25 protein-coding genes are annotated in these 25818 nt (G+C 65.8%); 15 read left to right on the top strand and 10 right to left on the bottom strand.

Translation table 11 applies throughout. The features are described from left to right. Positions 1–62: 62 nt before the first annotated feature. The 6 genes from JMF82_RS10925 to JMF82_RS10905 all read left to right on the top strand — a co-directional run bounded on the left by JMF82_RS10925 (position 63) and on the right by JMF82_RS10905 (position 5826). A complete protein-coding gene (locus JMF82_RS10925; protein ID WP_201314565.1) occupies positions 63–1064 on the top strand; it encodes an AraC family transcriptional regulator in 1002 nt (333 codons plus the stop codon). A gap of 20 nt (positions 1065–1084) precedes the next feature. Then, positions 1085–1345: a GDCCVxC domain-containing (seleno)protein gene (locus JMF82_RS22000; protein ID WP_236585414.1), complete on the top strand. Its 261-nt coding sequence runs from the start codon at positions 1085–1087 to the stop codon at positions 1343–1345. Positions 1346–1879: 534 nt separating this feature from the next. Beyond that, positions 1880–4135 (top strand): winged helix-turn-helix domain-containing protein, encoded by a 2256-nt coding sequence (locus JMF82_RS10920; protein WP_201314563.1) that lies wholly within the window; start codon positions 1880–1882, stop codon positions 4133–4135. 17 nt (positions 4136–4152) lie between these two features. Continuing rightward, the gene (locus JMF82_RS10915) at positions 4153–4422 is read left to right on the top strand and encodes a hypothetical protein (RefSeq protein ID WP_201314561.1); all 270 of its coding nucleotides are present in this window, start codon (positions 4153–4155) and stop codon (positions 4420–4422) included. Between the two features lie 169 nt (positions 4423–4591). Then, the gene (locus tag JMF82_RS10910) at positions 4592–5212 is read left to right on the top strand and encodes a hydrolase (protein WP_236585410.1); all 621 of its coding nucleotides are present in this window, start codon (positions 4592–4594) and stop codon (positions 5210–5212) included. Next, positions 5212–5826, top strand: coding sequence for a M17 family peptidase N-terminal domain-containing protein (locus tag JMF82_RS10905; protein WP_201314559.1), 615 nt, complete (start codon positions 5212–5214; stop codon positions 5824–5826). The genes JMF82_RS10910 and JMF82_RS10905 overlap by 1 nt, the downstream gene beginning before the upstream one ends. 40 nt (positions 5827–5866) lie before the next feature. On the opposite strand, the gene JMF82_RS10900 is transcribed toward JMF82_RS10905, so the two are convergent. From JMF82_RS10900 to JMF82_RS10890, 3 genes are all read right to left on the bottom strand, one after another. Next, on the bottom strand, positions 5867–7261 hold the full coding sequence (locus tag JMF82_RS10900) for an Hsp70 family protein (protein WP_201314635.1): 1395 nt from the start codon (positions 7259–7261) through the stop codon (positions 5867–5869). Between the two features lie 135 nt (positions 7262–7396). Next, positions 7397–8983, bottom strand: a complete 1587-nt coding sequence (locus JMF82_RS10895; protein ID WP_201314557.1) for an MFS transporter — start codon at positions 8981–8983, stop codon at positions 7397–7399. A gap of 167 nt (positions 8984–9150) precedes the next feature. After that, positions 9151–9462, bottom strand: coding sequence for a DUF2249 domain-containing protein (locus JMF82_RS10890; protein WP_201314554.1), 312 nt, complete (start codon positions 9460–9462; stop codon positions 9151–9153). Between the two features lie 135 nt (positions 9463–9597). Between JMF82_RS10890 and JMF82_RS10885 the strand changes: the two genes are divergently transcribed. Together JMF82_RS10885 and JMF82_RS10880 are read left to right on the top strand one after the other, a co-directional pair. After that, the gene (locus tag JMF82_RS10885; protein ID WP_201314552.1) at positions 9598–9939 is read left to right on the top strand and encodes a ribonuclease E inhibitor RraB; all 342 of its coding nucleotides are present in this window, start codon (positions 9598–9600) and stop codon (positions 9937–9939) included. 102 nt (positions 9940–10041) lie between these two features. Next, positions 10042–12072: a beta-L-arabinofuranosidase domain-containing protein gene (locus tag JMF82_RS10880; protein WP_201314550.1), complete on the top strand. Its 2031-nt coding sequence runs from the start codon at positions 10042–10044 to the stop codon at positions 12070–12072. A 93-nt stretch (positions 12073–12165) separates the two neighbouring features. Here JMF82_RS10880 and JMF82_RS10875 read toward each other — a convergent pair whose 3' ends face one another. Continuing rightward, a complete protein-coding gene (locus JMF82_RS10875; RefSeq protein WP_201314548.1) occupies positions 12166–12996 on the bottom strand; it encodes a plasmid replication/partition related protein in 831 nt (276 codons plus the stop codon). A gap of 280 nt (positions 12997–13276) precedes the next feature. On the opposite strand from JMF82_RS10875, the gene JMF82_RS10870 reads away from it, so the two are divergent. Further along, the gene (locus JMF82_RS10870) at positions 13277–13879 is read left to right on the top strand and encodes a histidine phosphatase family protein (RefSeq protein ID WP_236585409.1); all 603 of its coding nucleotides are present in this window, start codon (positions 13277–13279) and stop codon (positions 13877–13879) included. A gap of 82 nt (positions 13880–13961) precedes the next feature. Here JMF82_RS10870 and JMF82_RS10865 read toward each other — a convergent pair whose 3' ends face one another. The 6 genes from JMF82_RS10865 to arsH all read right to left on the bottom strand — a co-directional run bounded on the left by JMF82_RS10865 (position 13962) and on the right by arsH (position 19074). Then, on the bottom strand, positions 13962–14393 hold the full coding sequence (locus JMF82_RS10865) for a nuclear transport factor 2 family protein (protein WP_201314546.1): 432 nt from the start codon (positions 14391–14393) through the stop codon (positions 13962–13964). Between the two features lie 193 nt (positions 14394–14586). Continuing rightward, positions 14587–15579 carry a VOC family protein gene (locus tag JMF82_RS10860; protein ID WP_201314544.1) on the bottom strand — a complete coding sequence of 331 codons (993 nt, stop codon included), beginning with the start codon at positions 15577–15579 and terminating at the stop codon, positions 14587–14589. A 196-nt stretch (positions 15580–15775) separates the two neighbouring features. Beyond that, on the bottom strand, positions 15776–16711 hold the full coding sequence (locus JMF82_RS10855; protein ID WP_201314542.1) for a GlxA family transcriptional regulator: 936 nt from the start codon (positions 16709–16711) through the stop codon (positions 15776–15778). 183 nt (positions 16712–16894) lie between these two features. Then, positions 16895–17605 (bottom strand): rRNA pseudouridine synthase, encoded by a 711-nt coding sequence (locus JMF82_RS10850; RefSeq protein ID WP_201314541.1) that lies wholly within the window; start codon positions 17603–17605, stop codon positions 16895–16897. Between the two features lie 244 nt (positions 17606–17849). Beyond that, entirely contained in the window at positions 17850–18071 is a 222-nt protein-coding gene (locus tag JMF82_RS10845; protein ID WP_201314540.1) for a hypothetical protein, read from the bottom strand. Between the two features lie 268 nt (positions 18072–18339). Further along, a complete protein-coding gene (arsH, locus tag JMF82_RS10840; RefSeq protein ID WP_201314539.1) occupies positions 18340–19074 on the bottom strand; it encodes an arsenical resistance protein ArsH in 735 nt (244 codons plus the stop codon). A gap of 28 nt (positions 19075–19102) precedes the next feature. On the opposite strand from arsH, the gene JMF82_RS10835 reads away from it, so the two are divergent. The 6 genes from JMF82_RS10835 to JMF82_RS10810 form a co-directional block, all read left to right on the top strand. Then, positions 19103–19447, top strand: a complete 345-nt coding sequence (locus tag JMF82_RS10835; protein ID WP_201314538.1) for a metalloregulator ArsR/SmtB family transcription factor — start codon at positions 19103–19105, stop codon at positions 19445–19447. A gap of 16 nt (positions 19448–19463) precedes the next feature. Further along, the gene (locus tag JMF82_RS10830; RefSeq protein WP_201314537.1) at positions 19464–19976 is read left to right on the top strand and encodes an arsenate reductase ArsC; all 513 of its coding nucleotides are present in this window, start codon (positions 19464–19466) and stop codon (positions 19974–19976) included. Continuing rightward, entirely contained in the window at positions 19969–21042 is a 1074-nt protein-coding gene (arsB, locus tag JMF82_RS10825) for an ACR3 family arsenite efflux transporter (protein ID WP_201314536.1), read from the top strand. Before JMF82_RS10830 ends, arsB begins: the two co-directional genes overlap by 8 nt. Before the next feature lie 144 nt (positions 21043–21186). Then, positions 21187–21498 (top strand): autorepressor SdpR family transcription factor, encoded by a 312-nt coding sequence (locus JMF82_RS10820; protein WP_201314535.1) that lies wholly within the window; start codon positions 21187–21189, stop codon positions 21496–21498. After that, entirely contained in the window at positions 21495–21926 is a 432-nt protein-coding gene (locus tag JMF82_RS10815; protein ID WP_201314534.1) for a hypothetical protein, read from the top strand. Before JMF82_RS10820 ends, JMF82_RS10815 begins: the two co-directional genes overlap by 4 nt. A gap of 244 nt (positions 21927–22170) precedes the next feature. Further along, the coding region (locus JMF82_RS10810) for an alpha-2-macroglobulin (RefSeq protein WP_201314533.1) at positions 22171–25818 on the top strand (3648 nt) is incomplete at its 3' end.

Genomic DNA, 25818 nt, shown 5'->3' with positions numbered 1-25818 from the left:
CAGGGGTGTGGCCATCTTAGGCAAGCGGATGCGTACGATGAATGCTTGAAAGTGCGCATGACATGCCCAATCGTTCAAACATGATCGACGATCCGCTCTCTGACGTGCTGCGCCTGGCCGAAGTGCATTCGGTCGTGGCGGGCGGGTTCTATGCCTCGGGCGAATGGGCCATCCATTTCCCGCCGCCCGACAAGGTCAAGTTTTTCGGCGTGGTGCGCGGGCAGGGCTGGATACGTTTCGACGATGGTTCGCCGCCGGTGCGGCTGGGGCCGGGAGACGTCATCCTTCTCGCTGCCGCCCGCGGGTTCACCTTGGCCAGCGCGCCGGATGCGATCGGCGTCGAGGCAAGCGGAATATTCGCCGGCCGCAAGGATGCCTTCGCGTCGGTGGGTGCTGCGTCCAGCTCGGATCATGAAGTCATGCAGGTTGGCGGGCACTTCAGCCCCAACACCTCGTACAGCCCCTTGCTCATGGATGTGCTGCCGCCGTTCATTCATGTGCATGGCGAATCGTCCGAGGCGCGTGCGTTGCAATGGATACTTCAGCACCTCGTCAAAGAGCGCGAAGGATTGCCCGGAGCCGCCTTGGCAACGTCGCAGCTGGGGCTGCTGCTGTTCGTGCAGGCCTTGCGTGCGCACCTCGCCAGCGGCGCGGTATTGAAAGCCAGCTGGCTGCGAGCGGCGACCGATGCCCGGGTGGCGCCCGTGCTGCGCCTGATGCATGGCGAACCGGCACGCGCGTGGCGATTGGAGGAACTGGCCCGGTCCGCCGCCATGTCCCGGACGGGATTCGCCACGCACTTCAAGGCCGTTGCCGGCGAGTCGCCGCTGGCCTACCTGGCCCGATGGCGCATGCATCTGGCCGAGCGTGCATTGCGACGCGGTGAAGCGACGGTGGGCGAACTGGCCCGAACGCTTGGCTATGCATCGGAAAGCGCCTTCAGCCACGCGTTCAAACGGATTGTCGGCGAGTCGCCGAAGCATTACGGGGAACGCTACCGCGATGACGGCCCTTCCGGCGATCTTCGTGTTCCCATGCGGACCGGGCAGGCGCCGCTGGCGTGAGTGCCGCCGCAAGGCTGGAGATGGCGCACTACCCGAGGGAGAATGTCGCCGTGAACACTCCTGCAAAAACGCCCCTGCTGGAAAGCACGCTGACCTGCCCCGAGTGCGGCCACCGGTCGACCGAGACGATGCCGACGAATGCCTGCGTCTTCTTCCATGACTGCGTGGCGTGCGGAGCCCTGTTGCGGCCCAAGCCCGGTGACTGTTGTGTGTTCTGCTCGTACGGAACGGTTCCCTGTCCGCCGGTTCAGCAGCAGCGTTCCTGTTGCAGTCGCCACTAGCCTCGCGACATTCCCGGCCAATACGCTTTGACGCGTCTGTCCCTCGCGCGCACCTTTCGAGGCCAGCATGCGATGGACGCATGGATGGCTAAAAGCGGGCAAGGCGTGCGGCCGGCATACCAGGCATGGCAGGCCGCCCGGTGAGGTCCGGGCCGACTTCAGGTCGAGCTGGATCGGGTCTCCCTGGCGGGACAGTGGGCGGCGTCCACGGCCTGCTGTTGCCGGGCACGGGACGAACCTCAAGTCGCGCTACCCACAAGGCCTGCACCAGACTGACGTTGCCATGGACGCCAACGATCTTTCTTTTCCGCCTCGGCCTTGAGGATGTGGCCGGAAAGCCGTGTCGATCGTGGCCCGTCGACCATGTTCAGGGGTATCAAGGCGACAATGCGGCTACCCCCGGGGGTGACGAATAGGACTCCCCGATTCGACGCGTGCGGGGTCGATAACGAAATACACACCTTGGCCACCCGGGTCTGCGACGGGTTTGGTGTAAGCTGGCCGGCGCCCGCCGCGGCAACGGAGGTCGAGCAGATGAACGCAGAGACAGCCTCTGCTGCGTGGATTGCGTTCGGCACGGTCGAGATCGACACCTTGGGTCATCGCCTGTTTGTCGACGGCGAGGAGGTCGGGCTCGAGCGCAAGGCGTTTTCCGTGCTGGTGCTGTTGGCGCGTGAGCCTGGTCGCGTGTTGAGCCGCGACGAGATCCTCGACGAAGTATGGGGGCATCATCACGTCACGCCTGGCTCGCTCAGTCGAGTGGTCGCGTTGCTGCGCCACGCGCTCGGTGAGAGCGCGGAAGAATGCCGCTATCTGCACACCGTGCATGGCGTTGGTTTTCGCCTCGATGCCGACGTGCGATCCGCCGCGTCGCGCGAGGAGCTGGTGGAGGAGAGGCCATTGGCGACCACGGAACCCGTGTTCGAACCGGTGCTTCCCATCGATGTCGCGGAGCCGCCGGCCCCGGCGGTGGCGAGTCCGGCCCTGCCGTTGGAGACCGGCAAGGCGCGTCGCGCCCATGGCTGGCTGGTTGCGGTCATCGTTGGCCTGCTCGTGGTCGTCGCCGTGCTGCTCGGTCGGTATCCCTTCTCGCACCCCTCCGCGGACGCACAGGCCATCGATCGCAAGTCCATCGCCGTGCTGCCTTTCGAAAACCTCAGTACGGATGGCGGCAACGCGTATTTCGCCAGCGGCATGCAGGACATGATCCTGACGCAGCTGGTGGGCATCGGTGGGCTCAAGGTCATCTCCCGCACCTCGACGGAGAAATACCCCAGCCATCCGGGTGACGTGAAGAGCATCGCGCGGCAACTGGGCGTGGCGACGTTGCTGGAGGGCACGGTGCAGAAGGCCGGCAACCAGGTGCTGATCAACGTGCAGCTGATCGACGCGAACAGCGGCAGCCACCTCTGGGCCAAGGCGTATACACGCACGCTCGACAACGTCTTCAACGTGGAAGGCGAGGTCGCGCAGAACGTGGCGGAGGCGTTGAAAGTGCAGTTGACGTCCGCCGAGACCGCTCGCATCGACCGCATGCCGACCTCGAACGCCGAGGCCTACGATCTGTACCTGCAAGCCAGTGCGCACGCCAACCGGGCCTACGATGACACGGTGCTGTCGCCGTCCGAGTTGCCGGCGGCGATATCGCTGTATCAGCAGGCGTTGACCCGTGACCCCAGCTTCGCGCTTGCCCATGCGGCGCTGGCGCGCGCCCACATGCAGATGTATTTCTTCGCCCCCGATCGCACGAATGCGCGACTGGCCGAAGCGAAGGCCGCCGCCGATCGCGCCCTGGCGCTGCAGCCCGGCCTGGGCCAGGGGCACTACGCGCTGGGCCTGTACTACTACTGGGGCCACCGTGACTACGCCCACGCCACCACCCAGCTGGCGCTGGCGCGGCAGGCCTTGCCCAACAGCGCCACGGTCGAACTCCTTATCGCCGCGATCGCGCGGCGCCAGGGGCGCTGGGATGAGGCGGTGGGGCTGTTCCACGCGGCCACCGTGCTCGATCCGCACAGCGAGTTTGCGTTCAACCAGCTCGGCGTGACCTATCAGAGCATGCGTCGCTACGCCGAGGCCGACAAGGCATTCGCGGCGGCGCTCGCGGTGAGCCGGAACCCCGCCGGCGAACGCATGGCGCAGGTGTTCAACGAGCTGATGTGGAAGGGCAATGTGGAGCCGATGCGCACCGCGCTTGCGGGGCTTGCGCCGGGCAGCGATGCCTACGCGGGCAATATCGAAGGCATGTATTTCGATCGCTCGCTGGCGCGCGATTACGCCGGTGCCGTCAAGGTCGTCGAGGCGGACAAGGCGGAGTATTGGTCCGACCCGGACAACATCGCCTTGCCCCGGCGACTCTTCCTGGCATGGGCTTTGGAGGGGGCGGGAGACACGGCCAAGGCCGCCGCGGCCTATGCGGATGTCGTGGAGCGCTCTCGTGCGTCGCTGGTCGATCGACCGGACGATGCGGACCTGCATCTCGCCCTGGCGTTTGCCTATGCCGGGCTCGGAAAAAAGACGGAGGCCGTCGCGGAAGGCGAGCGCGCCGTCGCCCTGATGCCGCTCGCCGAGGATGCGCTTACCGGCGCGGACATGCTCGCGCACCAGGCCCAGTTGTACGTGCGGCTAGGCCAGCCGGACAAGGCCATCGCCCTGATCGATCGCGTGCTGTCCATGCCCACGGGCATGATTCTTTCGGGCGCGTTGCTCAGGCTCGATCCGATCTGGGATCCGCTGCGCGATGATCCGCGCTTCAAGGCGCTGCTGGAGAAGTATCCCAACGGCAGCTAGCCCGTTTGCTTGCACACGTGCCGATGCTGCTGGTCGCGGACATCCATGCGGGCGCGGCGCTGGCTGGTGCGGCGGTGATCGTGGTTGGCCGTCGTCCCGGTTGTTTGCCGGCCGTCGCGACGGCGTCGGGTTTTGTCGCCTGCTTCGCGCTGCGCATGTTTCGGTTGGCAACGGCCGAAGATGACCGGATGGCCGCAGCCATGCCGGATGAAGGCATCAAAATCGAATCTCCTTGGCTGCGTTACCTGAAAGGGTATGTGCGAAACGTGGTCGGGCAGCGAGACTGACCCTGCCGGTCCGGCGGATGCATCGTCGTCGCGCCACATGGCGTAAACGCAAGGGTGGCTCAAGCGGCCAAACGCGTGGTTCCGGATGCCTGGGGGTCGCCCGGTCTTGCCCGTGCGGTCGATGGAACCGCCGCCGCTTCCGGCCCCTGCCTCTCAACGGAGCATGCCCATGAATCTCCCGCTACTTGTTCCCGGCGATTGCGCCCTGGTCTTCGTCGATCAGCAGGCTGGCCTGGCCTTTGGCGTCGGCTCGACCGATCGCCAGGTGCTGCTCAACCATTCCGTTGCCCTGGCCAGGACGGCCAAGGTGTTCGCCGTGCCCATCGTGGCGTCCACCTCGGCCAGCAAGGTCTACAGCGGACCGATGATGCCAACGTTGCAGCGCGCCATGCCGGACGTGGCCGCCATCGAGCGTCGCAACATGAATGCCTGGGAAGACGATGCCGTTCGCGAGGCGATCCATCGCACCGGCCGCAAGAAGCTGTTGGTGTCGGGCATGCTCACCGAGGCCTGCGTGAGCTTTCTTGCGCTGTCCGCCGCCCATGACGGCTACGAGGTGTTCGTGGTCGGCGATGCATGCGGTGGGCTCACGCCGCAGAGCCATGAACTCGCATTGCTCAGGATGCAGGCAGCTGGCGTCCACATGACGAGCTGGATCCAGGTGCTACTGGAGTGGCAGCGCGACTGGACTCGGCATGACACCTACGATGGCGCCCGCGCCATTGTCGAGGAGTTCAGCGGCGGCTACGGCATCGGGCTCGCCTATGCGCGCGACATGGTCAAGCCTTGATGGACATCCCGCCTCGCGTGTCCGAACCGCACGTGCTCGGGAGCCGGCAGGGCGTATCGCTCGACATCGCGGCCTGGGATGGCGCGGCGGCCGATGTGGATCTCTCCGTCGCCTGCATGTTCACCCGCGAGTTGGAAGGTGGCTTGAGAGGTGGGCTGCTTCACCTGGATCGCGCGCTCTCGGGCAAGCTGGTGCGCCTGCGCGATGAAGGTGTGTTTCTGGGCGAGGCCGGGGAAACCCTGCTCATCAGCCTTCCGCCGGAAACGGTGGCTGCACGGGCCGTGATGGTGGTCGGCGTGGGCGAACCATCTCGATGGACGCCTGCAGTGACGGCCCAGGCGGTCAAGGTCGCCATCGGCACGGCCGTGCAACTAGGCGTGACCAGTGCCGCCTTTGCCCCGAGCCTTCTCGACTCGGGATGGGAGCCCGAGGCAACCGCGGGGGTGGCGTCAGCGATGATGAAGGCTGCCATCGGCGCCATCGATGTCCAGGTGAGCATCGCGGCGCACGGTTTGGCCCCGCCGCCTTCGTTGCGCCGCTGGGTGTTCGACGTGGGCGCCGCGGGTCTGGCATCGGCGGCCGCGCAATTCAGGGCCGCCTTGGCCGATCGATGAGGGTGAACGCTTTGACGATTGCCACGGGCCGGGCGCACGGTTACGCCGCTGCGTGAAGCCCCACGTCACTGGCGGCCACCGCGAGCCCGGACACCACGCCCAGCGAAGGGTCGCCGTGCACCAGCGGAATCTCCGGGAAGCACGCGGCGACCCTGGCCTTGACCTGCGGTGAGCGCGAGGTGCCGCCGGTGAGGAACACGCTGGCGGGCAGGGCGGGCAGGTCGCCGCGAACCGTCGCCAGCGTGCGCTCCAGCTGGATGAGAAAGGGTTCGATGGCCTTGTCGAGGTCGCTGCGGCTGGCATCCACGGCGAGGCCGTGCTCGATGAAGCCGAGCTGGGCCCGATAGGTCGCTTCGGCGCTCAGCGTGATCTTGGTGCGCTCGGCGGCCTGGTTGAGTCGCGTGGTGGCGCCGGGCTCCTGCAGTGCGCGCAGGCGCGGGCCGTAAGGCGCGGCGACGAGGCGATAGTTCTGTTTGCGGAACTCCCGTTGCTTGGGCAGGTTGTGCACGCTCGCCGCTTCCACGAACTGGTGCTGCGGTACGCGCACGATGTCCTTGCCCATGAGCGGCATGAAGCTGTGCAGGCTCACGCCCACATCGAGATCGGTGCCGCCCTTGGGCAGGCCCCAGTTGCGCGCGATGAGCGGCGAAGCCGCGCCACCCAGCTCCGCATGCGTGACATCGGTGGTGCCGCCGCCAATGTCGACGATCAGCGCATGCTGCCTGTCGGCGAGGCTCTTGTGGTAGTGCATCGCGGCCGCGGCGGGTTCTTCGAGGAAGTGCACCTCGTCGAAGCCCGCCGTGGCGGCCGCTTCGCGCAGGATGTCGATGGCCTGTGCCGATCCGGCGGCGCCCATCGAGCTGCGGAATTCCACGGGACGGCCGATCACGGCACCGCGCACCGGTTGGCCGAATTGACGGCTCGCGGTAAGACGGATGTGTTCGAGGATGTGCGTGGCGATGTGCACGATCACCTTGCGCACCTGCGGGTCCAGCCGATAGCCGAACATCGACTTGGGCGACTCGATCAGGTTGCCGCCACCGCTCTCCAGATAGCCTTCCACCGCTTCTTCGCCGAACAGGGCATGCTGGAAACTGGCGACGGATGCGGTGGCGGCACGCGCCTGTTCTTCCATCCACTGGCGCCGCACCACGCGCAACGCGTCGCGGCGCAGGTCGTCTTCCGTCCGCGCCGCCGGCGCCTGGCCGCGTGCCGCCTGCTGGCGCAGGTCGTTGCGGGCCGAACGGATATGCGCTTCCAGTTGCGCCTCCAGTTCGGGCGTCAGCTCGAAATCGTTCGGGTCGGGCACCAGTTCCGGGAAGTACACGGCCGTGCGGAACTGCTCCGCGTCCCCGAAGCGGACCAGGGTCAGCTCGCCATCCAGGATGGCCGCCGCCGCCGAATAGCTGGTGCCGAAGTCGATACCGATGTGCATGGAGAGGCCGTGCGCGAAAGAGCAATCTTCCATGATCCCAGGCATGGCGCCTGCGCGCAACGAAAGGGGGCGAGCGGCGCGGCCGCGTCCGCTTGAGGCGCGTATCGATGCATGCCGGGCGATCCAGCGCGCCGCTTACCTTTTCTCGTTGGCCGGCTTTCCCTGGATCAGGATCGCCGCGCTGACAGAGCTCAGCACCGCCAACGCCGCGGAAATCAGCATCACCCAGCGGAAGCCGGACACGAACGACACCTTCACCGCATGCTTCATGGCTGCCACGGCGGCTGATGCATAGCCGTCCGGAAGCACGATGCCAGCGAGCTTCTGGCGTTGCTCCAGGACGGCGGAAACGAGTCCGCCCGGCGCGTGCAGGCCTGCGAGTTCGCGGTCCAGCGTGGCGTTGAACGACAGCGTCAGGACAAGCCCGAACAATGCGATCGCCAGCAGGGCGGCCGTACGCGATACCGCGTTGTTGATGCCCGATGCGGTGCCGGCCAGCTCCTTGCCCACGGCGTTCATGACCGTCGTGGTCAGCGGCGCCACCGTCACGCTCATGCCCAGGCCAAGCACGCAGATGGCCGGAAAGAAGGCCGTCCAATAGCCACCTTCGACCGAAGGCAGCGCGAACAGGGCGAAGCCCAGTGCCGCGATCAATGGGCCCACGGTGAGCGGAAGCCTGGAGCCAAAGCGGTCGACCAGGCTGCCCGCCCAGCGCGACATGGCGAACATGATCGCGATGAACGGCAACAAGGCCGCGCCGGCGGCCGTGGCGCCATAGCCCTGCACCTGGATCAGGTTCAACGGCACGAAGAACAGGCTGCCGCCGAGCGCGGCATACAGCAGCAACGTGAGCACGTTTGCGCCGGCGAAATTGCGCTCGCGAAAAAGCCCCAGTGGCAGCATGGGCGAGAGGGCGCGCGACTCCACGCGAACGAAGAGAAGCAACGCGGCAACGCCGACGAGCATGGCCATCCAGACCGGCGTGGCCGCCCATCCACGCGACGGCGCCTCGATGAAGGCGAACACCAGCCCCGCCAGGCCGATCGTCACCAGGCCTGCGCCAAGCGCATCGATGGAGCCGGCCTTCACGTCCCCCTTGCTCTCGGGCACTTTTGCCGCGCACAGCGCCAGCAATAAGGCGCCCGCCGGTGCATTGACCAGGAACGCCCAGGTCCACGAATAGTGTTCGACGAGGAAACCCCCGATGACGGGCCCGACCGCTGCGGTGATGCCGCTGAAGGCCGACCACGTGCCGATGGCGGCGCCGCGCTCCGATGGCGGATAGGTCGCACTGATCAACGCAAGACTGCCCGGCACCAGCAGCGCCGCACCGATGCCCTGGACGGCTCTTGCGACAACCAGCGGACCGATGGCCGTCGACAGCGAACACCCGATCGAGGCCAGGGTGAACAGCGCCGTGCCGATCATGAAGATGCGCTTGCGTCCGAAGCGGTCTCCCAGGACACCGCCTACCAGCAGCAGCGAAGCGAGGAACAGTGCATAGGATTCCACGATCCATTGCGCATCGGAGGTGGTGGCACCCAGTTGCCGCTGGATCGCGGGAAGCGCGACATTGACCACGGTGCCGTCGATGAAGGCGAGGCTGGAGCCGAGGGTGGCGGCAACCAGCGTCCAATGCTTGGACTTTGTCGTGCAGGGTGTCGCCGGGGCGCCGCCGAGGATGACGCCTTCTTCGCAGGGAGGTTTTCCGAGCTGTGGCATGGCGTCCGCCGGATTCCTGGTCCGTGGAGCTTACTCCCATCGTCCCATGGCATCGCCAGGAGGCGCGAATGCCCGCGTGAACGAAGCGCGCGCGCCGAGGCCCGGCCGTTCGCAAGCGCCGCGGGAGCTCGCCTGGCTTCCATCAGGCGGTCATCCCGAACAGGATCTCAGCCGCAGCTGCCGCAACATCCGCCATCCGCGTGCTTGTCGCGTGCCTTGGCCGACGGGTCGCCGACGCTGATGTCGATGACGGTGAGGTCCGGGTCGCTCTGTCGATAGGTGAACGTCAGCCTGTCGCCAAAGCGATCGCGCAGCTGGGCGATCAAGGGCAGCGGATGGTGATCGTTGACGAAGCGCATGGTTTCGCCGGGATGCAATGCATCGAGGGCGCCGAAGATGGCCGCGTGGCGGAAGCGACGCGCCACCCCGCGCGCGTCAAAGCCGTGGATGCTGGCGTCGGGGAGAGTGTCTGTGGACATGGCGGTACGGTGAGCCTGTGGAAGAGTGGGGACGGGCACCGTAGGCAGTCGCTCGCTCGACGTCACTGATCCAGGTCAGCACAATCGCGTATCAGGGCCGGGGCCATCCCGCGCCGACCAGACGAGGGATAGGGCGTGAACAGCGAGATGAAGTTTCCCGATGACGAGAACGGCCAGGTGCTGCAGCAAATGGCCAAGCAGGGCGATGATCTTTCCGTGCCGCGCGAGATCGATTTCGCCGTGATCTTTCCAACCGAAGAAGCTGCGCTCAAGTTCGCGCTGCGCCTGTTGAAGAACGGGCAGAAAGTCTCCTTCTCCGAATATGAGGAGCACGACGAATTGCCGTGGCAGGTGCTGACCCATCCTTTCATGGAGCCCACGCACGAAAACATTTCCGGTTATGAGGACCTGCTGGCGCAAGAGGCCGAGGCTCTCGGTGGGCGCAACGACGGCTGGGGTTGCGAAGTCCAGTCCTGAGTGGCGCGCTGGCGGCCGGACGGCCTGGATTTCCAGGGCTATTTGAATTTGTCGGACAATTGAACAACACTCGGCGGGTTGCCACAGGCCGAGAGTTTTCGCATGCCCACGCCGCCCTCGTTGAGCCGTCGCTCCTTTCTGCAGGGCATGGCCCTCGCCGGTGTCATGAGCGCGATGACGTTTCGCCCGCTTCGCGCTGCCGCGATGCCCGCCGGGCAGGCAGTGCCGGGACGCGCCCGGCAAGCGCCGCTGTTTCCGCAGGCGCCGCTGATGCAACAGCCTTTTGCGCCACTTCCCACGGGTTCCATCAAGGCGACGGGCTGGTTGTCTCGCCAGTTGCACATCCAGGCGGCGGGCCTGGGTGGTCATCTGGATGAGTTCTGGCCCATCGTGGGGCCGGACAGCGGGTGGTCGGGCGGCAAGGGCGAATCATGGGAGGACGGCCCGTATTTCCTCGACGGCCTGGTGCCGCTGGCGTGGCAGCTGGATTCGCCGGAGCTCAAGGCAAAGGCGATGCGTTTCATCGACTGGACGCTGGACCATCCGTGGGAAAACGGCATGTTCGGCCCGCGCAGCAATGACGACTGGTGGCCGCGCATGGTCATGCTCAAGGTGCTCACGCAGTACCACGAGCTCACCGGCGATCCGCGTGTCATGCCGTTGATGACGCGCTATTTCCACTACCAGTTGCAGGCGCTGCCGACCCGGCCGCTGCGCGACTGGGGACGCATGCGCTGGCAGGATGAACTCGTTTCCGTCCTGTGGCTGTACCAGCGCACGAACGATGCAAAGTTGCTCGAGCTTGCGCGTCTTCTCAAGCAGCAAGGCTATGACTGGCAGGGCATGTTTGCCCATTTCCCGTTCACGCAGAAGACCGACGCGGATGCCCTGCGCAAGCAGGCCGGCAACTCCGATGCCTTCATGCAGGATCTCGGCCTGCAGGTGCATGGCGTCAACGTCGCGCAGTCGTTGAAAGCGTCGCCGGTCTGGTCGGTTGCGTCCGGCAGCGCGGCCGATCGCGATGCCATCCACCATCAGCTGCGGATGCTCGATACCTATCACGGCCTGCCCAACGGCATGTTTTCCGCGGACGAGCATCTTGCCGGCCGCAGTCCGTCGCAAGGCACCGAGCTGTGCACCGTGGTGGAGACCATGTTTTCACTGGAGGTGGCGCTGGCGCTTACGGGCGATGCCGCGTTGGGCGATCGACTGGAGCGCATCGCCTTCAATGCGCTGCCCGGCGCGCTGACCGACGACATGTGGGCGCATCAATACAACCAGCAAGCCAACCAGGTGGAATGCAGCCTGCATCGCCATCCATGGACCACCGACGGGCCGGAATCGAACCTGTTCGGACTGGAACCCAATTTTCGTTGCTGCACCGCGAACTTCCACCAGGGCTGGCCGAAGTTTGCCAACAGCCTGTGGATGGCCACGGCCGACCACGGCCTTGCCGCCATGAGTTACGCGCCGTGTGCGGTGACGAGTGTCGTGCGGGGAACGCCGGTGACGGTCGAGCAGGTCAGCGACTATCCCTTCAGGCAAGCGGTCAGCATCACGGTGAAACCGCAGCATGCGGTCGCGTTTCCGTTGCGGCTGCGCATCCCCGCCTGGTCGCGGGACACGCGTATCGCGGTGAACGGAAAGCCCGTCCAGGCGACGCCGGGTTTCACGACGATCGAGCGCACGTGGACGCCTGGCGACACGGTCGAGGTGATGTTCAACGCCGAGGTGAAAGTCGAACGCGGCCATGACGGCGCATTGAGTTTCAGTCGCGGCGCGCTGGTCTATGCGCTGCCCATCGAAGAGCACTGGGTCATCTGGCGCAGGCGAGGGCCCACCAACGATTGGCAGGTCTATCCCGGCTCGCGATGGAATATCGGCATCGAGCCGGGCGTGTCGGTCACCGTCAGCGAGCATCCCGTCGGCGAAACGCCGTTCGCGGGTGCGGCGGCGGCCGTGAAGCTGGCCATGCAGGGGCGTTACGTGCCGGCCTGGAAGGCCTCTGAAGGAAGCGCCGACCCCGTGCCGGCCAACGCGGAAGCGTCCACCGATGAAGGCGCGCAGTCCATCACGCTGGTGCCCTATGCCGGGGCCAAGTTGCGCATCACGGCATTTCCCGCGCTTGGCTGACGGTCGTGGCGTGCCGATCTTGCGATGAAGGCAAAGGTCGGCACGCGAATTCCCGGGGCGACGGCCGTCCGCTTTCAGCCCGAAGCGCGGGCTTCAGCCTTGGAGCGCCGTGAGCCGACTCTTCAGCTCTTCCACCTGGCCGCGCAGGGCTTCGTTCTCGGCGGTCAACTCCGCCACGCGGTCGCGCAGCTGCCGAAGCTCATCTTCTTCAGTCGGCATCGGCGGCGTGGCCGTTTCGTCGCGTGGCTTGCGCCGGGACTCACGGACGCGCTTGGCCGCCTGCCTGAGCTCCTGTTCGCCGGCCACGGCCGCCGCCCGTTGTTCCTCGGCCGGAAGGCTCGCCACCGCCGCTGCCGCGTTGATCGAGAGCGTACCGGACTTGACGGCGGCCACCACTTCATCCGTGGCCTGCTTCTGGATTTTCTCGATCAAGCCGATCTGGCTGTGACTGAGGCGAGCCTCGCGGGCCAGGGCTTCGCGGCTGCTTGCCGGCTCGGCCGGTGATGCCTCCGCGGCCGCGGTGGTGGCGGTTTCCTCAGGCGTGGTTTCTTCTGCGGCTTGCGCTTGCGCCGGTGCTTCGGCCTTGCGCATGCGGGCCCGCCGTTCGGCCAGGATTTCGCGCTTGCGCAGGGCCAGCACGCCGCGCTGAAACGCCGAGACGCTGCGACGACCCAGATGCTGGTCGATCATCCATAGATGGACATCGTCCATGGTCTGGAAATGCGCGTGCTGCATGGTCTGGAACGGCAGGTCGTGCTTGCGGCAGACGCTGTAGCGGTGGTGGCCGTCGACCAGGATGTTGCCCCACAGCACCAGCGCATCGCGACAACCTTCGGCGAGGATGCTCCGTTCCAGCGCCTCGTACTCTTCGGGCGTCATCGGGTCGATATAGGCTTTCAGTTCTTCGTTGACGACAATGTCCATGAGCACGAGATCGGGGTAATGACGAAAGGCGGCGCATTGTAAAGACAGCGGGGCGCTTTGCCGACTGGATACGTGCCCGGAGCGGATATCGCCGGTTTCGTCAAGCGCATTCGTGTTCTCCTACCCGCCCATGGCGGGCGCGGCGGGATCATTCAAGACGGCGACCGGCAGGCATGAGGGATCGCCCCATGACGGATGACGCCTGCGAAATCGGCTCATGTACGGGGCGGAGGGTGCACAATATCGTCCTTGCCCCAAGCCGGTCGCCATGAGTCATGTAATGTCAAAGCCCGCCGCAAACATCTGGCTGATTCGCCACGGCGAAACCGAATGGAGCAGATCCGGCCGGCACACCGGCACGACGGACATTGCGCTGACCGAACATGGGCGCAGGCAGGCGTCCGCTCTTGCGCCGCTGCTTTCCACCCAGACATTTGACCTCGTGCTGACCAGCCCGATGCAGCGTGCCGTCGATACCTGCCGCCTTGCGGGTCTCGGCGAACAAGCCCAGGTCGAGCCCGAGTTGCACGAGTGGAACTATGGCGTCTACGAAGGGCGCAAGACGGCGGATATCCGCGAAGAAACACCCGACTGGTCGGTATGGACGTCACCCATTCCCGAAGGCGAGAGTGCGGCGCAAGTGGGGGCTCGCGCCCAGCGCCTCATCGATCGCCTGCTGGGTCGCGAGGTGGGGCATGTCGCGCTGTTTTCGCACGCTCATTTCCTGCGCGTTCTGGCTGCCGTGTGGACGACTGGCGAGGCGTCGATGGGGGCGCATCTGGCGCTCGATACCGCAGCGGTCAGCGTGCTTGGTTTCGAGCGCGAAGTGCGGGTCATCGCCAAGTGGAATCTTCAGCAGCCGGTCGATCAGCCGGCGCGCTGATGGATGATGGGCTGCCCGCTTCCACGGTGAAGCGGGCAGCTCGATTCAGGCGCTGCCCGAATGAAACGTGTAACGGGGAAAGTCAGCTGGTGGCCGCGCGTGTGGTGTGCTGTGAATACCACGCATGCCAGCGGCCCTGGCTGTAGTAGAACACATCGACCGACGTTTCCTTGTCGCCGTGATGCGTCACCACCGCCGTGTCGCCCTTGATGCTGATGGTGGATGTCGGCGGCAGCGGCTGCACCGGCGTGTTGGGATGTTGTTCCGCAAAGCGCTTTGCCGCGGCCACGATGTCGGCCTTGGGTCGGGGTACGCCGGCGGCGCTTACCGATATATAAGCGGGATCGAGCAGCTCATCGAGCGCCTTCGCGTCGCCGGTGATGAAGGCCCGGCTCCAGGCGTTCTCCACGTCGCGCACGCTGGCCTCATCGGGCCCCGGCCCCGCAGCGTTGGCGGCAAACGACAACACGCAACAGGCGCCTGCGAGCCAGCCTGCCAAGACGAACTTTTTCATCACAGCCTCCCACCCTGTTGATCAAGGACGACGATCAGGAGCGACGCTTCGGACCGGCCGCTGGAAGTGACCCGGGCGGCATGGCGAAGTTCGCCCTATAGGTCGCAGGTCACGGGTCGAACCCGAAGCCGTCATTCGCGGCGGAACCCATCGGTCTCGCCCGGTTCTTTCCGGGCGCCGGCCAATGCCTGCCTTACAGGTTTGCCTTCGAACAAGCCGGCTGGCCCGGCGTCATGGCATGGAATTCGATGGACAAGCCGAGATCGTCCTGCGTGGGGGCGAGGAACGAGTCGCCCGACTGGCCACGGTAGATCGCCAGCGTGCGCCCATAGCCACGCTCGACCCAGCGACGGGCGCGTTCCAGGTCGGCGACGCCAAAGCTCACGGCCAGAATGCGCGGACCGCCACTCGCCATGGTTTGCTCGGCCAGGCCCGCACCATCGGGCTGAAGCACGAGCAGCGCCGTTGGCCCTACCGGTACGCAAAACCCCTTCGCACCAACGGTCGAGAGCTTCACTGGCACCGCGTGGCCGTAGCCCATCTTTTCGAGTTGGCGTCGATCGGCCTCGGCGTCACCCGATACGAGCCAGATCGACGAGAGTTCACGTGCACTGTTGGGATGCTCGCGCGTGACGCGATAGTCGTCGGTGTTGGCGGGGTCGAACTGGTCGGGCGCGTAGCCGGCCGCGTAGTCGATGAAGAACGTGTTGCTCGACAGCGGCGCGCGATCGAAGGCAAACAGGCGCCAACCCGGTTTTTGGCTGTCGGGGCCGGAAAAGAAGGGTGTGACGGCATAGTGCGAGGCCTGCAGCGATTGATGGATCGCATCGAGCGACGCGGAACGAAAGCCGAAAGTGCGCGAGCCCGGCCCGCCTTTCAGGGCCTGCTGGTCTTCCTTCATGCCCGGATCGAACTTGGGGTCGGCACCGGTGATGCCCAGCAGTTCGATGAAGCTGCTGTCCGAGAAACGGATGTAGCGATTGGCAACCCCGTCGGTGTCATGCCCGGGCCGAACCTGGAAACCCAGCCTGACCGCCATGACCGAGGTGGCCTGGTCGATGCCCCGTCCCCAGAGAAGGATGTGATCGAGTCGCGTGCCGCTTCTCGTGGAGGCGGCAGGCGACTCCGCAGCCACGGCGCTGCCCAGACACAAAAGCCATGCCGAAACGAACAGGATGAGGCGCATGCGATTCCTTGCAGGGGAGGGAGGGGGCCGCCGTCCGCGACGGGACATTCGTCGCCGCGGGACGGCAGGGTGCTTGGCCGACCGGCAGGCATGCTGCCCGGCCGGGAATCTTTATGAGCGGTTCGCCGGAGCGCCGCAAGGACAAGTTCCGGACAAAAACGGCCAGTGCGCGCGGCGCTTCGGCGTCATGGCGACCTCAGATGCCCGCGCTTCGGCGCAGCGATTGCGGCGACATGCCAAAGGCGCGGACGAAGGCGCGGCGCATGCGGCTCGCATCGCCGAAGCCGGTGGAGGCGGCAATGTGATCGATGTTGAGATGACTGGTCTCGACCGCGAGACGAGCGGCTTCCAGGCGCAGGCCCTCCACGACCTTCGCGGGCGTCGCGCCGGTTTCCGCCACGAAAGCGCGGGCAAAGTTACGGGGGCTCATCGCGGCGCGCGCAGCCAGCCGCTCGACCGTCATGGGTTCGGCGAGGCGTGCGCGCATCCATTGGATAAGGTCGCCGAACCGGCCGGTCTTGCCGCCTTGTTCCACCAGCACGGAGTACTGCGATTGGCCCACGTGCCGGCGCTGGTGCACGACGAGCTGTTGGGCGGTGCGTCGCGCGATGCCTGGGCCGAGGTCGTCCTCCACGAGCGCCAGCGCAAGATCGATCCCGGCGGAAATGCCGGCGGACGTCCATACGTCTCCATCGCGGACGAACATGCGCTCGGCATCCAGCCGTACCCTGGGATAGCGCAAGCGGAAGCGTTCGGCGGCCGCCCAGTGCGTGGTGGCGCGCCGTTCATCGAGCAGCCCCGCTTCCGCGAGAAAGAAGGCGCCCGAGCAGACGCCGGCCATGCGGCGCCATGCATCGTGCCGAAGCCACGCGACGATGCCGGCCTGGCTCTCCTCGAGTTGCGCAAGGTTGCCGCCCGATACGATCACGGTATCGAAACGTCTCGCCTCCATGGGCTCCGCCGCCAGGCAGACGCCCGATGAGCTGCGCACGATGCCGCCTTGCGGGGCAAGCACGTGGATGGCGTAGCTGTCGGGCCGGAAGCGCTCCGCCATCTCGAAGGCGGCAACGGGGCCGGCGGCATCCAGCAGCTGAAAGCCCGGAAAAACGACGATGGCGATCTCGCGTCGCATGGTGGCCGTCGCACGATGTGTCCAATGCCAGGAAATTGGCGCACCGGCGATGTGGCCGTCAAGGCGACTGATGGCACGTCGCGGCCGCGGCCGGCCGCTTGCGCGGGACGCGCGATGGTTCGGCGTGCGCAGCGGCAGCAGCGACACGGGCCGCCGGCGTCGCGCACATCACGCTTCAGAAGATCAAAAGCGATCCGAGCTGGCCAGGTAGCGCCATTGCCCCGGCTGCAACCGCGACATGGGTATGCGGCCGATACGGATGCGCTTGATCGCGATCGCCTGCAGGCCCACCGCGTTGCACATGCGCTCGACCTTGTCCGGCGCGATCCGCTTCAGGGCGAAGCGCAGGTGGTTTTCGTTCTGCCAGCTCACCTTGATCGGCGGCAGCGCATAGTTGTCGAAGCTGAGGCCATGGTTGAGCAAGGCGAGCCCATGGGGCGCCAGCTTGCCTGCAACCTCGACGACGAGCTCCTGCTCTATGCGGTCGAAGTCCTCCTCCAGCCGACGCTTGACCCGCCAGTCCTGGGTGAGCACGACGAGGCCACTGGCTTTGTCGGGCAAGGGCAGCAGCGTGTCGAGACGGGAAAAGTGACGCTTCAGCAGGCGCACGCCGGACGGGTCTTCGGCGGAGCGGGTTTCCGCGTGAACTAGTGCGCGCGCCTCGTCAGAGGTGACGCCGGCAGGCTTGTGCCATAGCAGGGTGGCGGGCTCGGCGGCTTCGAGCTGCGCATCCGGGTCGACGTCGACGCGCTGGTCGAGCACCTTGAACTGCGGCTCTTCCACGATGACGCCATCCACGCGAACCCAGCCGCCCTCGATATACATTTCCGCTTCACGCCGCGAGCATTGAGCCAGGGCGGCGACACGTTTGGCGAGGCGTACAGGCTCTGTCATCGGCTTTGCTGAGGATGGACGTGCGCCATTATAGGCGTCGCACGGCGGGCACAGGCACGCCGGGCGCCTTCCATCGACGCATGGCGCCGATCGAGGCACAGGCGCCCTCACGCATGATGACGCCGGCACGAAAAGAGGCATTCGCTTTCGGGGCGTGCCGCCACGCAACTTCGACACGCCGTGCGATGGATCCGGTGCGCCCGTCGCATGACGAGGAGGCGCAGCCATGCAACCGCGGTGAACCCTATTTGTCGTCGTGATGTGCCGAGGCGCGGCGAGTCGGGTCCTGCTGGTTGTCGCTGTCGCCGTCGTCGTCGCAGGTGCCGCCCGGGGCACCCTGGTTGGCGACCGGATGGTGGGCGGAAGCGTCGTGCTGCTCGTTGCGAGCCGGGGCTCCAACAGGCTGGTCGGCTGGCTTGCGCTCCTTGGCTTTCACGTCCGAACTGCTGGTTTCTTTGCTGGTCATGCTTGCTCTCCGTAACCATGTGGGCTGGCGCCATCCGCCAATGGCCGGGTAGCTGCATTGTTCGGCGGTCGCGCGAAGCGAACCGATAGCGCCAGGTGAAGGCGCAAAGACATAGTTAAACGTTCGCCATGGCACGTCGTGCGGGCGTGGCGCCCGGACTCGTCCACGGGGGGTTGGGAAGATGCTCAGGGCTTTCCAGGCCGTTGCCGGCGGCGCAGCCATGCGGGCACTTTCCCGAAGTGTCGCCTGGAGAGGGCAGCGCCGCCTCTCAGGCTTTCTCCACGGCGCCGGCGGCCATGGCGAGCGCGCGCTGGAGTTCCTCGCCCTTGCGCTCGCTGTAGCGGCTGACCAGGTAGTCGCTGCGGCCGCGCACCATCAGGGTGAACTTCATGAGTTCCTCCATGACATCCACCACGCGGTCATAGAACGGCGATGGTTTCATCCGGCCTTGCTCGTCGAACTCCTGCCATGCCTTGGCCACCGACGATTGGTTGGGGATGGTGACCATGCGCATCCAGCGACCCAGCACGCGCAGGGTGTTCACCACATTGAAGGATTGCGAGCCGCCGCAGACCTGCATGACCGCCAAGGTCCGGCCCTGGGTCGGGCGCACGCTGCCGTCTTCCAGGGGCAGCCAGTCGATCTGGTTCTTGAACACGCCGGTGATCGTGCCGTGACGCTCGGGGCTCACCCACACCTGGCCTTCGGACCAGGCCGACCATTCCCGCAGGCGCTGCACTTCGGGATGGGTGGCCGGCACGCTGTCGAGCATGGGCAGCCGATGCGGATCGAACACGCGCGTTTCGGCGCCCAGGTGGCGCAGGAGGCGCTCGGCCTCCAACGCGAGCTTGCGGGAAAACGATTGCGGGCGCAGCGACCCGTAAAGAATCAGGATGCGTGGCGGATGGCCGGTGTCATCGCCCATGCCCAGCCTGGGGCTGTCCGGACGGGGCAGGAGGTCACCGTGAAGATGGGGCAGGTCGTTGTGCATGGGCTTGTTCATGGCTCGATGATTCGACTATTCTAGTTTTATGGAAACGAATGACGCAATCGCCGCCCTGACGGCGCTGGGCCACGCCAAGCGCCTGGCCATCTTCCGCCTGCTGGTGGTCGCGGGTCCCGACGGCCGCATGGCAGGGCACATCGGCGAAGCGCTGGGCATGCCCGGCGCCACGCTGTCCTTCCATCTGAAGGAGCTGGCAAACGCTGGCCTGGTCACCGCCGAACCGCAGGGGCGATTCGTGCGCTACCGCGCCGCCTTCGATGCGATGAACGGGCTGATTGCCTATCTGACACACAACTGTTGCGAGGGCAGTCCGCAGGCCGAGTGCGGCCCCATGGCCGCGGCCTGCTCGCCCGGCGATGCCTGCTGCTGATATCTGGGGAGCTTCCGTGACCTATCGCGTTCTGTTCGTCTGCACGGGCAACTCTGCCCGCAGTGTTCTTGCCGAAGCCACCTTGCGCGCCTGGGGCGACGACCGGTTCGAGGCCTTCAGCGCCGGCAGCCAGCCCACGGGGCGCATCAACCCCTACGCACTCGACACGCTTGCCGCCGCCGGCATGCCGACGGCGGGCCTGCGCAGCAAGTCATGGGATGAGTTTTCGGGCGAGGGCGCCCAGCCGATCGACCTGGTGGTGACGGTCTGCGACAGCGCGGCCTCCGAGGCATGCCCGGTCTTCTTCGGCGACTTCGTGCGTACGCATTGGGGCTTGTTCGATCCCGCGGCGGTGGCGGGCGAGGATGCCGACAAGCGCGCGGCCTTCGCGAGCGCGCATGCCACGATCAAGGCTCGACTGAAGGCATTTCTGGCGTTGCCAGCGGAACTCTGGGCTGATCGAAAGGCGCTGCAGGTGGCGCTGGACGACATCGGCACTATCCAGGCGGAGGACGCGGCGCATGTCTGAGTCTGCCGCCGCGCGCCCGGCCATCGGGTTCTTCGAGCGCTACCTCACCTTGTGGGTCGCCTCGTGCATCGTGCTTGGCACGGCGCTGGGCCATTGGCTGCCGAGTCCGTTCGCGGCGCTGGGCGCATGGGAGATCGCCAGGGTGAATCTGCCGATCGCCTTGCTGATCTGGCTGATGATCGTGCCCATGCTCCTGCGCATCGACCTTGGCGCCATGCGCCAGGTGGGACGTCACTGGAAAGGCATTGGCGTCACGCTCTTCATCAACTGGGCGGTGAAGCCGTTTTCGATGGCGTTGCTGGCGTGGCTGTTCCTGCGCCATGTGTTCAACGGCTATCTGCCGGCGGGGCAGGTGGACAGTTACGTGGCTGGACTCATCCTGCTGGCTGCCGCGCCTTGCACCGCGATGGTGTTCGTGTGGAGCAACCTGTGTCACGGCGAACCGAACTTCACGCTGAGCCAGGTGGCCATCAACGACGCCATCATGGTGGTGGCGTTCGCACCCCTGGTTGCATTGCTGCTGGGCGTGTCGGCGATCACCGTGCCCTGGGCAACGCTCGTTCTCTCGGTGGGCCTGTACATCGTCATTCCGGTGATCGGTGCGGCGTTGTTGCGTCGCGCGATCCTGGCCCGTGGCGGTGAGGCAGCGCTCGCCGAATGGCTGCGTCGCCTGGGCCCCGTGTCCTTGGGCGCACTGTTGATCACCCTCACGCTGCTGTTCGGATTTCAGGGCAAACAGATCCTCGCGCAACCGCTCATCATCGCCATGCTCGCCGTGCCCATCCTGGTGCAGGTCTATTTCACCTCGGGGTTGGCCTACCTGTTGAACCGCTGGCTCGGCGTCGAGCACTGCGTGGCCGGCCCATCGGCCTTGATCGGCGCGAGCAATTTCTTCGAGCTGGCCGTGGCGGCCGCGGTCAGCCTGTTCGGCCTCAACTCGGGCGCGGCATTGGCAACGGTGGTTGGCGTGCTGGTCGAGGTACCGGTGATGCTGTCGGTGGTGCGCATCGTCAACCAGTCCAAGCGCTGGTACGAGTGGCCGAAGAGGGCGCGGTGCGCGACTTGAGGGCCGCGCTTGCCGCTTCGCCAACCGACGTCGCGTGAGCGCTCCGCGACAAAGGCACGGCCGGAAAAGCCGCACCGGAACTAATTTAGCCAATCGACGAAATTTTACTTGACTCTAAATTAGTCGATTGGCTAAATAAAGGCCATGAACGCGGTTTTCAGAGCCCTGGCCGATCCCACGCGCCGCAAGGTACTGGAGCTGCTGCGCCAGCGTTCGATGACCGCGGGCGAGCTGTCGGACCATTTCCCGGTGTCACGCCCGACCATGTCCGCCCACTTCGCGGTATTGCGCGAGGCCGACCTGATCGAGGCCCACAAGATCGGCACCAGCATCATCTATCAGCTGAAGCTGTCCGTCCTGGAAGACGCGCTGCTGAGCTTCACGCAACTGTTCGGCATAGGTGCCGGAGACCGCGCGGTACAGCCCAAAGAGACCCCTGAAGGAGTCGACGAATGAGCGAGAACAGCCCACTTCTCCGCGCGAGGCACGAGATAGTTTTCGGCCTCAAGCTCGCCGCCGCCATGATCGCCGGCGCGCTCCTGCTCTCCTTCGCCCACAGGCAGGCATGGGTCGACGCAGAGCAGGTCGTGCGCGGCCACAACGTGATCATCGGCCTCGCCCTCGCCGTGTTTTGCAACGCCATGCCAAAACGCATGCATGGATCGCCGAGAACAGTTCAACACGCGACGCTGGCGCAGGCAGTGGGGCGCGTCGGCGGCTGGGCCATGACGCTGGCCTTCCTCGTGTGGAGCGCGCTATGGGCATTCGCGCCCCAACGCCTCGCCGGCATCGGCGCCATGGCCGCTGTCGGCGCCGGCCTCGCCGTCATGATCGGCTACACGGTGTGGAAGTGCGCCACCTGGCGAACGACGAAAAGTCATTGACGCCGCTGACCTGGCACAGCCTGTCTACGCGACACGGCCTGCGACTCAAGGCAAGCCGAGGCAGTGAACGGGATGGCGGCATGGGTTGGCGGCCGTAGCGAGCGTGGCCCCGGATTTGCGGAAGCCATTGTTGCCTTGACGGCACATCAGGCAATCCGGGAAACACCTTCAGCCGGAGGCCAGTCCCTCGCCTCGAATCGGCCATAAAGGCATGCGACACTCCCCATTACCTTGGGGAGATCTTATGAAGAGCGCAACGGTAGGCAGCCATGCCCGCATCGGCATGGCTGGTTTGGTGCTGTGCCTGGTAATGAGCGTCCTGTCCGGCTGTAGCCGGCACAAAGAGGACAAACCCCCGCTGCAGGGAAGCCCTGCGCCCGCCGCTTCGACCGGCCATGCCGGCAAGGCGGCTACGTTTACTTTGCTCACCGAGGGTTCGCGCGAGAATGAAGGGCACACGGAACTGGTGCTCACCTTCAGCGCGCCACTGGTATCGGCACAGGCGTTCGACCAGCTGCTCGCCGTGACAGGGCCCAACGGCGCCTCCGTCAATGGCAGCTGGAACCTCCTGCCGGATGGCAAGACCCTGGTTTTTCCGTTCGTGCAGGCTAACCAGCACTACGCGGTGCAGATCCAGGCGGGCCTGCTGGCGGCCGATGGCCGCACCTTGGGCGTGGATGTAAAGAGGGACGTCTATTCCGGCAATGTGCCGGCCGCGGTGGGTTTTGCCTCGATGGGCAGCGTGCTGCCGGCGCGTGGCTCACGGGGACTTCCGCTGGTATCGGTAAACGTGCACGACGCCGACATCGAATTCTTCCGCGTGCGGGACGAGGCCGTCTCGGACCTCTTCTGTGCCTATCCCACCAACAAGCACCGGGACAGTTACGAACTGCAGCATCCCATCAGTCCCTGGAATCGGTGCAACGAAGACCGGCGCACACGCAAGCCCATTACCGACATGGGCGAGTCCGTCTACGCCAACCATTACGCGCTGGGCGGCGAGCCCAATGCGCGCACGATTACCTACATTCCCGTGCAGAAGGTGCCGGAGCTGGCGCAACCCGGCGTCTACATGGCGATGCTCAAGCAAGGCGGTACCTACGGCGGCAGCTACGACACCGCCGTGTTCTTCGTCAGCGACCTGGGCTTGCACCTTCGCGTCTACAAGGACAACGCGCTGTTGCATGTAGCCTCGTTGCACGACGGCTCCCCGGTGGGCGGCGTCGCGGTGGAAGTGGACGACGCCAACGGCACCGCCAAGCTCAAGGCCACCACGGATGACGACGGCAACGCGCTGATGGCCTACAAGCTCGACCAGGACGACGTGCTGGTGGCGCGCAAGGGCAAGGACGTGTCGGTATTGCAGTTCAACCGGCCGGCGCTCGATATTTCCAACTTCGATGTCACCGGACGCAGGCAGGCGCCGTTCGAAGTGTTCGCCTGGTCGGGCCGCGACCTGTATCGCCCCGGTGAAACGCTGCACGCGTCGGCGCTATTGCGCGACTTCGACGGCCGGCCGATGAAGCAGCAGTCGTTGTTCGTTCGACTGAAGCAGCCGGACGGACGCAGCCTGGTGGATACGCGACTGGATCCGAAAGACCTCAACTACTTCGAACTCAGCCGGGTGATTCCGGAAGACGCGCCCACGGGTTTGTGGCAACTGGAGTTCCGCCTCGACCCGGCCAGCAAGGAAGCGGTGCAGGCGTTTCCGTTCCATGTGGAAGAATTTCTGCCGGAACGCCTGAAGTTGGATCTGACCAGCCCGCAAGCCAGGTTGGCACCCTCCGAGCCGCTGAAGCTGGTGGTGTCGTCCAGCTATCTCTACGGCGCCCCGGCGGACGGCAATCGCATCACAGCCAAGCTGCTGGTCAAGCCCGAGGTTCATCCCCTGCCGTCCATGCCGGATACGTTCTTTGGCAACCCGCTGCTGGACTTGCCGACGGCGGCGGCCGACGTGCTCGACGCCAAGCTCGATGAAAAGGGCCATCTCGAGCAGGACATCGCGCTGCCTGACGTGGTCAAGCCCGTGGTGCCGCTGACGGCGACGTTGTCCGGCAGTGTGTACGAAACCGGTGGCCGCGCCGTGACACGAATCCTCAACAAGGTGTACTGGCCGGCGCCCAACCTGGTGGGCGTGCGCCCGCTGTTCGATCCCAAGCAGGGGGCGCCTAGCGAAAGCCAGGCGGCGTTCGAAGTGATGCGCGCCAACGTGGACGGCAAGCTGGTGGCCGCGTCGCATCTCAAGGTGCGCCTGCAGCGGGAAATCCGCGACTTCTACTGGTTGTATGAGCACGGCGACGAATGGAAGTCCAACGCGAACGTGCAGCTGTCGCTGGTGGAGGAAAAGGACGTTGATGTTGCGGCGGGCCAGCGCATCAAGGTCGATTTTCCCGTCGCCTGGGGCGGCTATCGCCTGGAGGTCTATGACCCGGATACGCAGCTGACCACGGTGTTCCCGTTCTTCGCGGGTTACAGCTGGGATGACCAGAACACCGGCAAGGAAGCCCGCCCGGACAAGGTGAAGGTGGCGCTGGACAAGGCACGTTATCGCGCTGGCGACACCATGAAGGTGACGGTGACACCGCCGCACGACGGACCGGGCGTGCTGCTGGTGGAGTCCGATCACCTGCTGTACACGCGCAACATCAAGGCCACGGCGGGAGCAACCTTCGATATCCCGGTGACCAAGGAGTGGGAGCGCCACGACGTCTACGTGGTCGCCATGGTATTCCGCGGCGGCGACGCGACCGAGAAGACCACGCCGGCCCGCGCCATGGGCATCGAGCACGCAACCATGGAGCGCAACGACCGGCGCATACCGCTCAAGCTCGGCGCGCCGGCCATGATGCGGCCGGGCAACCAACTCGACGTCACCGTGCAGGCCGAAGGGCTGGCCGGCCAGAAGGCTTACGTCACGGTCTCGGCGGTGGACCAGGGTGTGCTCAACATCACCAACTATCCGGTGCCGGATGCCTGGGCCTGGATGTTCGCGAAGCGCGCGTTGAGCGTGGATGCCTACGACCTCTATAGCCGCGTCATCGAGGCGATGGAGGGCGCGGAGGCCAAGCTGCGTTACGGTGGTGACATGAGCGGCAACGGCCTGCCGCATGGTGCCCGCCTCAATCCCAAGGTGCAGATCGTCGATCTGTTCGCGTCGCCGGTGCAGTTCGATGCGCAAGGCAAAGCCGCCGTGCATCTGCAGGTGCCGGACTTCAATGGCAGCCTGCGCCTTTCGGCCCTGGCGTATTCGGACCAGCGCTTCGGCAATGCCGACAGCAATGTCACGGTGCGTGCCCCGCTGGTGGTGGAGCCGAGTACGCCACGCGTGATGGCCGGCGGCGACAAGGCGCAGATCAGCATCGATCTGAAGAACCTTTCGGGCAAGGACGGCACCGCGAAAGTGGGCGTGAAGGCCGATGGCCTCATCAAAGTGGCCGATGCCAATCGAAGCGTGCCGATGAAGGATGGCGCCAGCACCACGCTGATCATGCCGGTCACCGCGGATGCGGGCGTGGCGGTGGCGAAGATCGACATCCATGCCGAGCTCAACGACTACAAGGTGGACCGTCACTTCGAGTTTGCGGTACGCAGCGGCTGGCCCGAGGTGGTGAGCACGGTGCCGATGGCGATCGAGGACGGCAAGCCGGCACGGGTCGACGCATCGGTGGCGTCAGGGCTGGTGCCGGCCACTGTTCGCGCGCAGCTGACCCTCAGCACGCTTCCCCCGCTGCCTTACAGCGCAGCGTTGCGGAACCTGTTGCTGTATCCCTATGGCTGCATCGAGCAGACCACCAGCAGGGGCTATGCGGCGCTGTACATGGACGAGAAGACGGCGGGCGTGCTCGGCGTGCCCGGTCTCGGCGACGCGGCGCGGAAAGCCTCGGTGGAAGTG

Source organism: Dyella sp. EPa41 (genome assembly GCF_016586165.1).
In the GTDB taxonomy this organism is placed as follows: domain Bacteria; phylum Pseudomonadota; class Gammaproteobacteria; order Xanthomonadales; family Rhodanobacteraceae; genus Dyella.
Note: the sequence above shows the minus strand (reverse complement) of the source record. Positions and strands in the feature narration are given on the sequence as shown.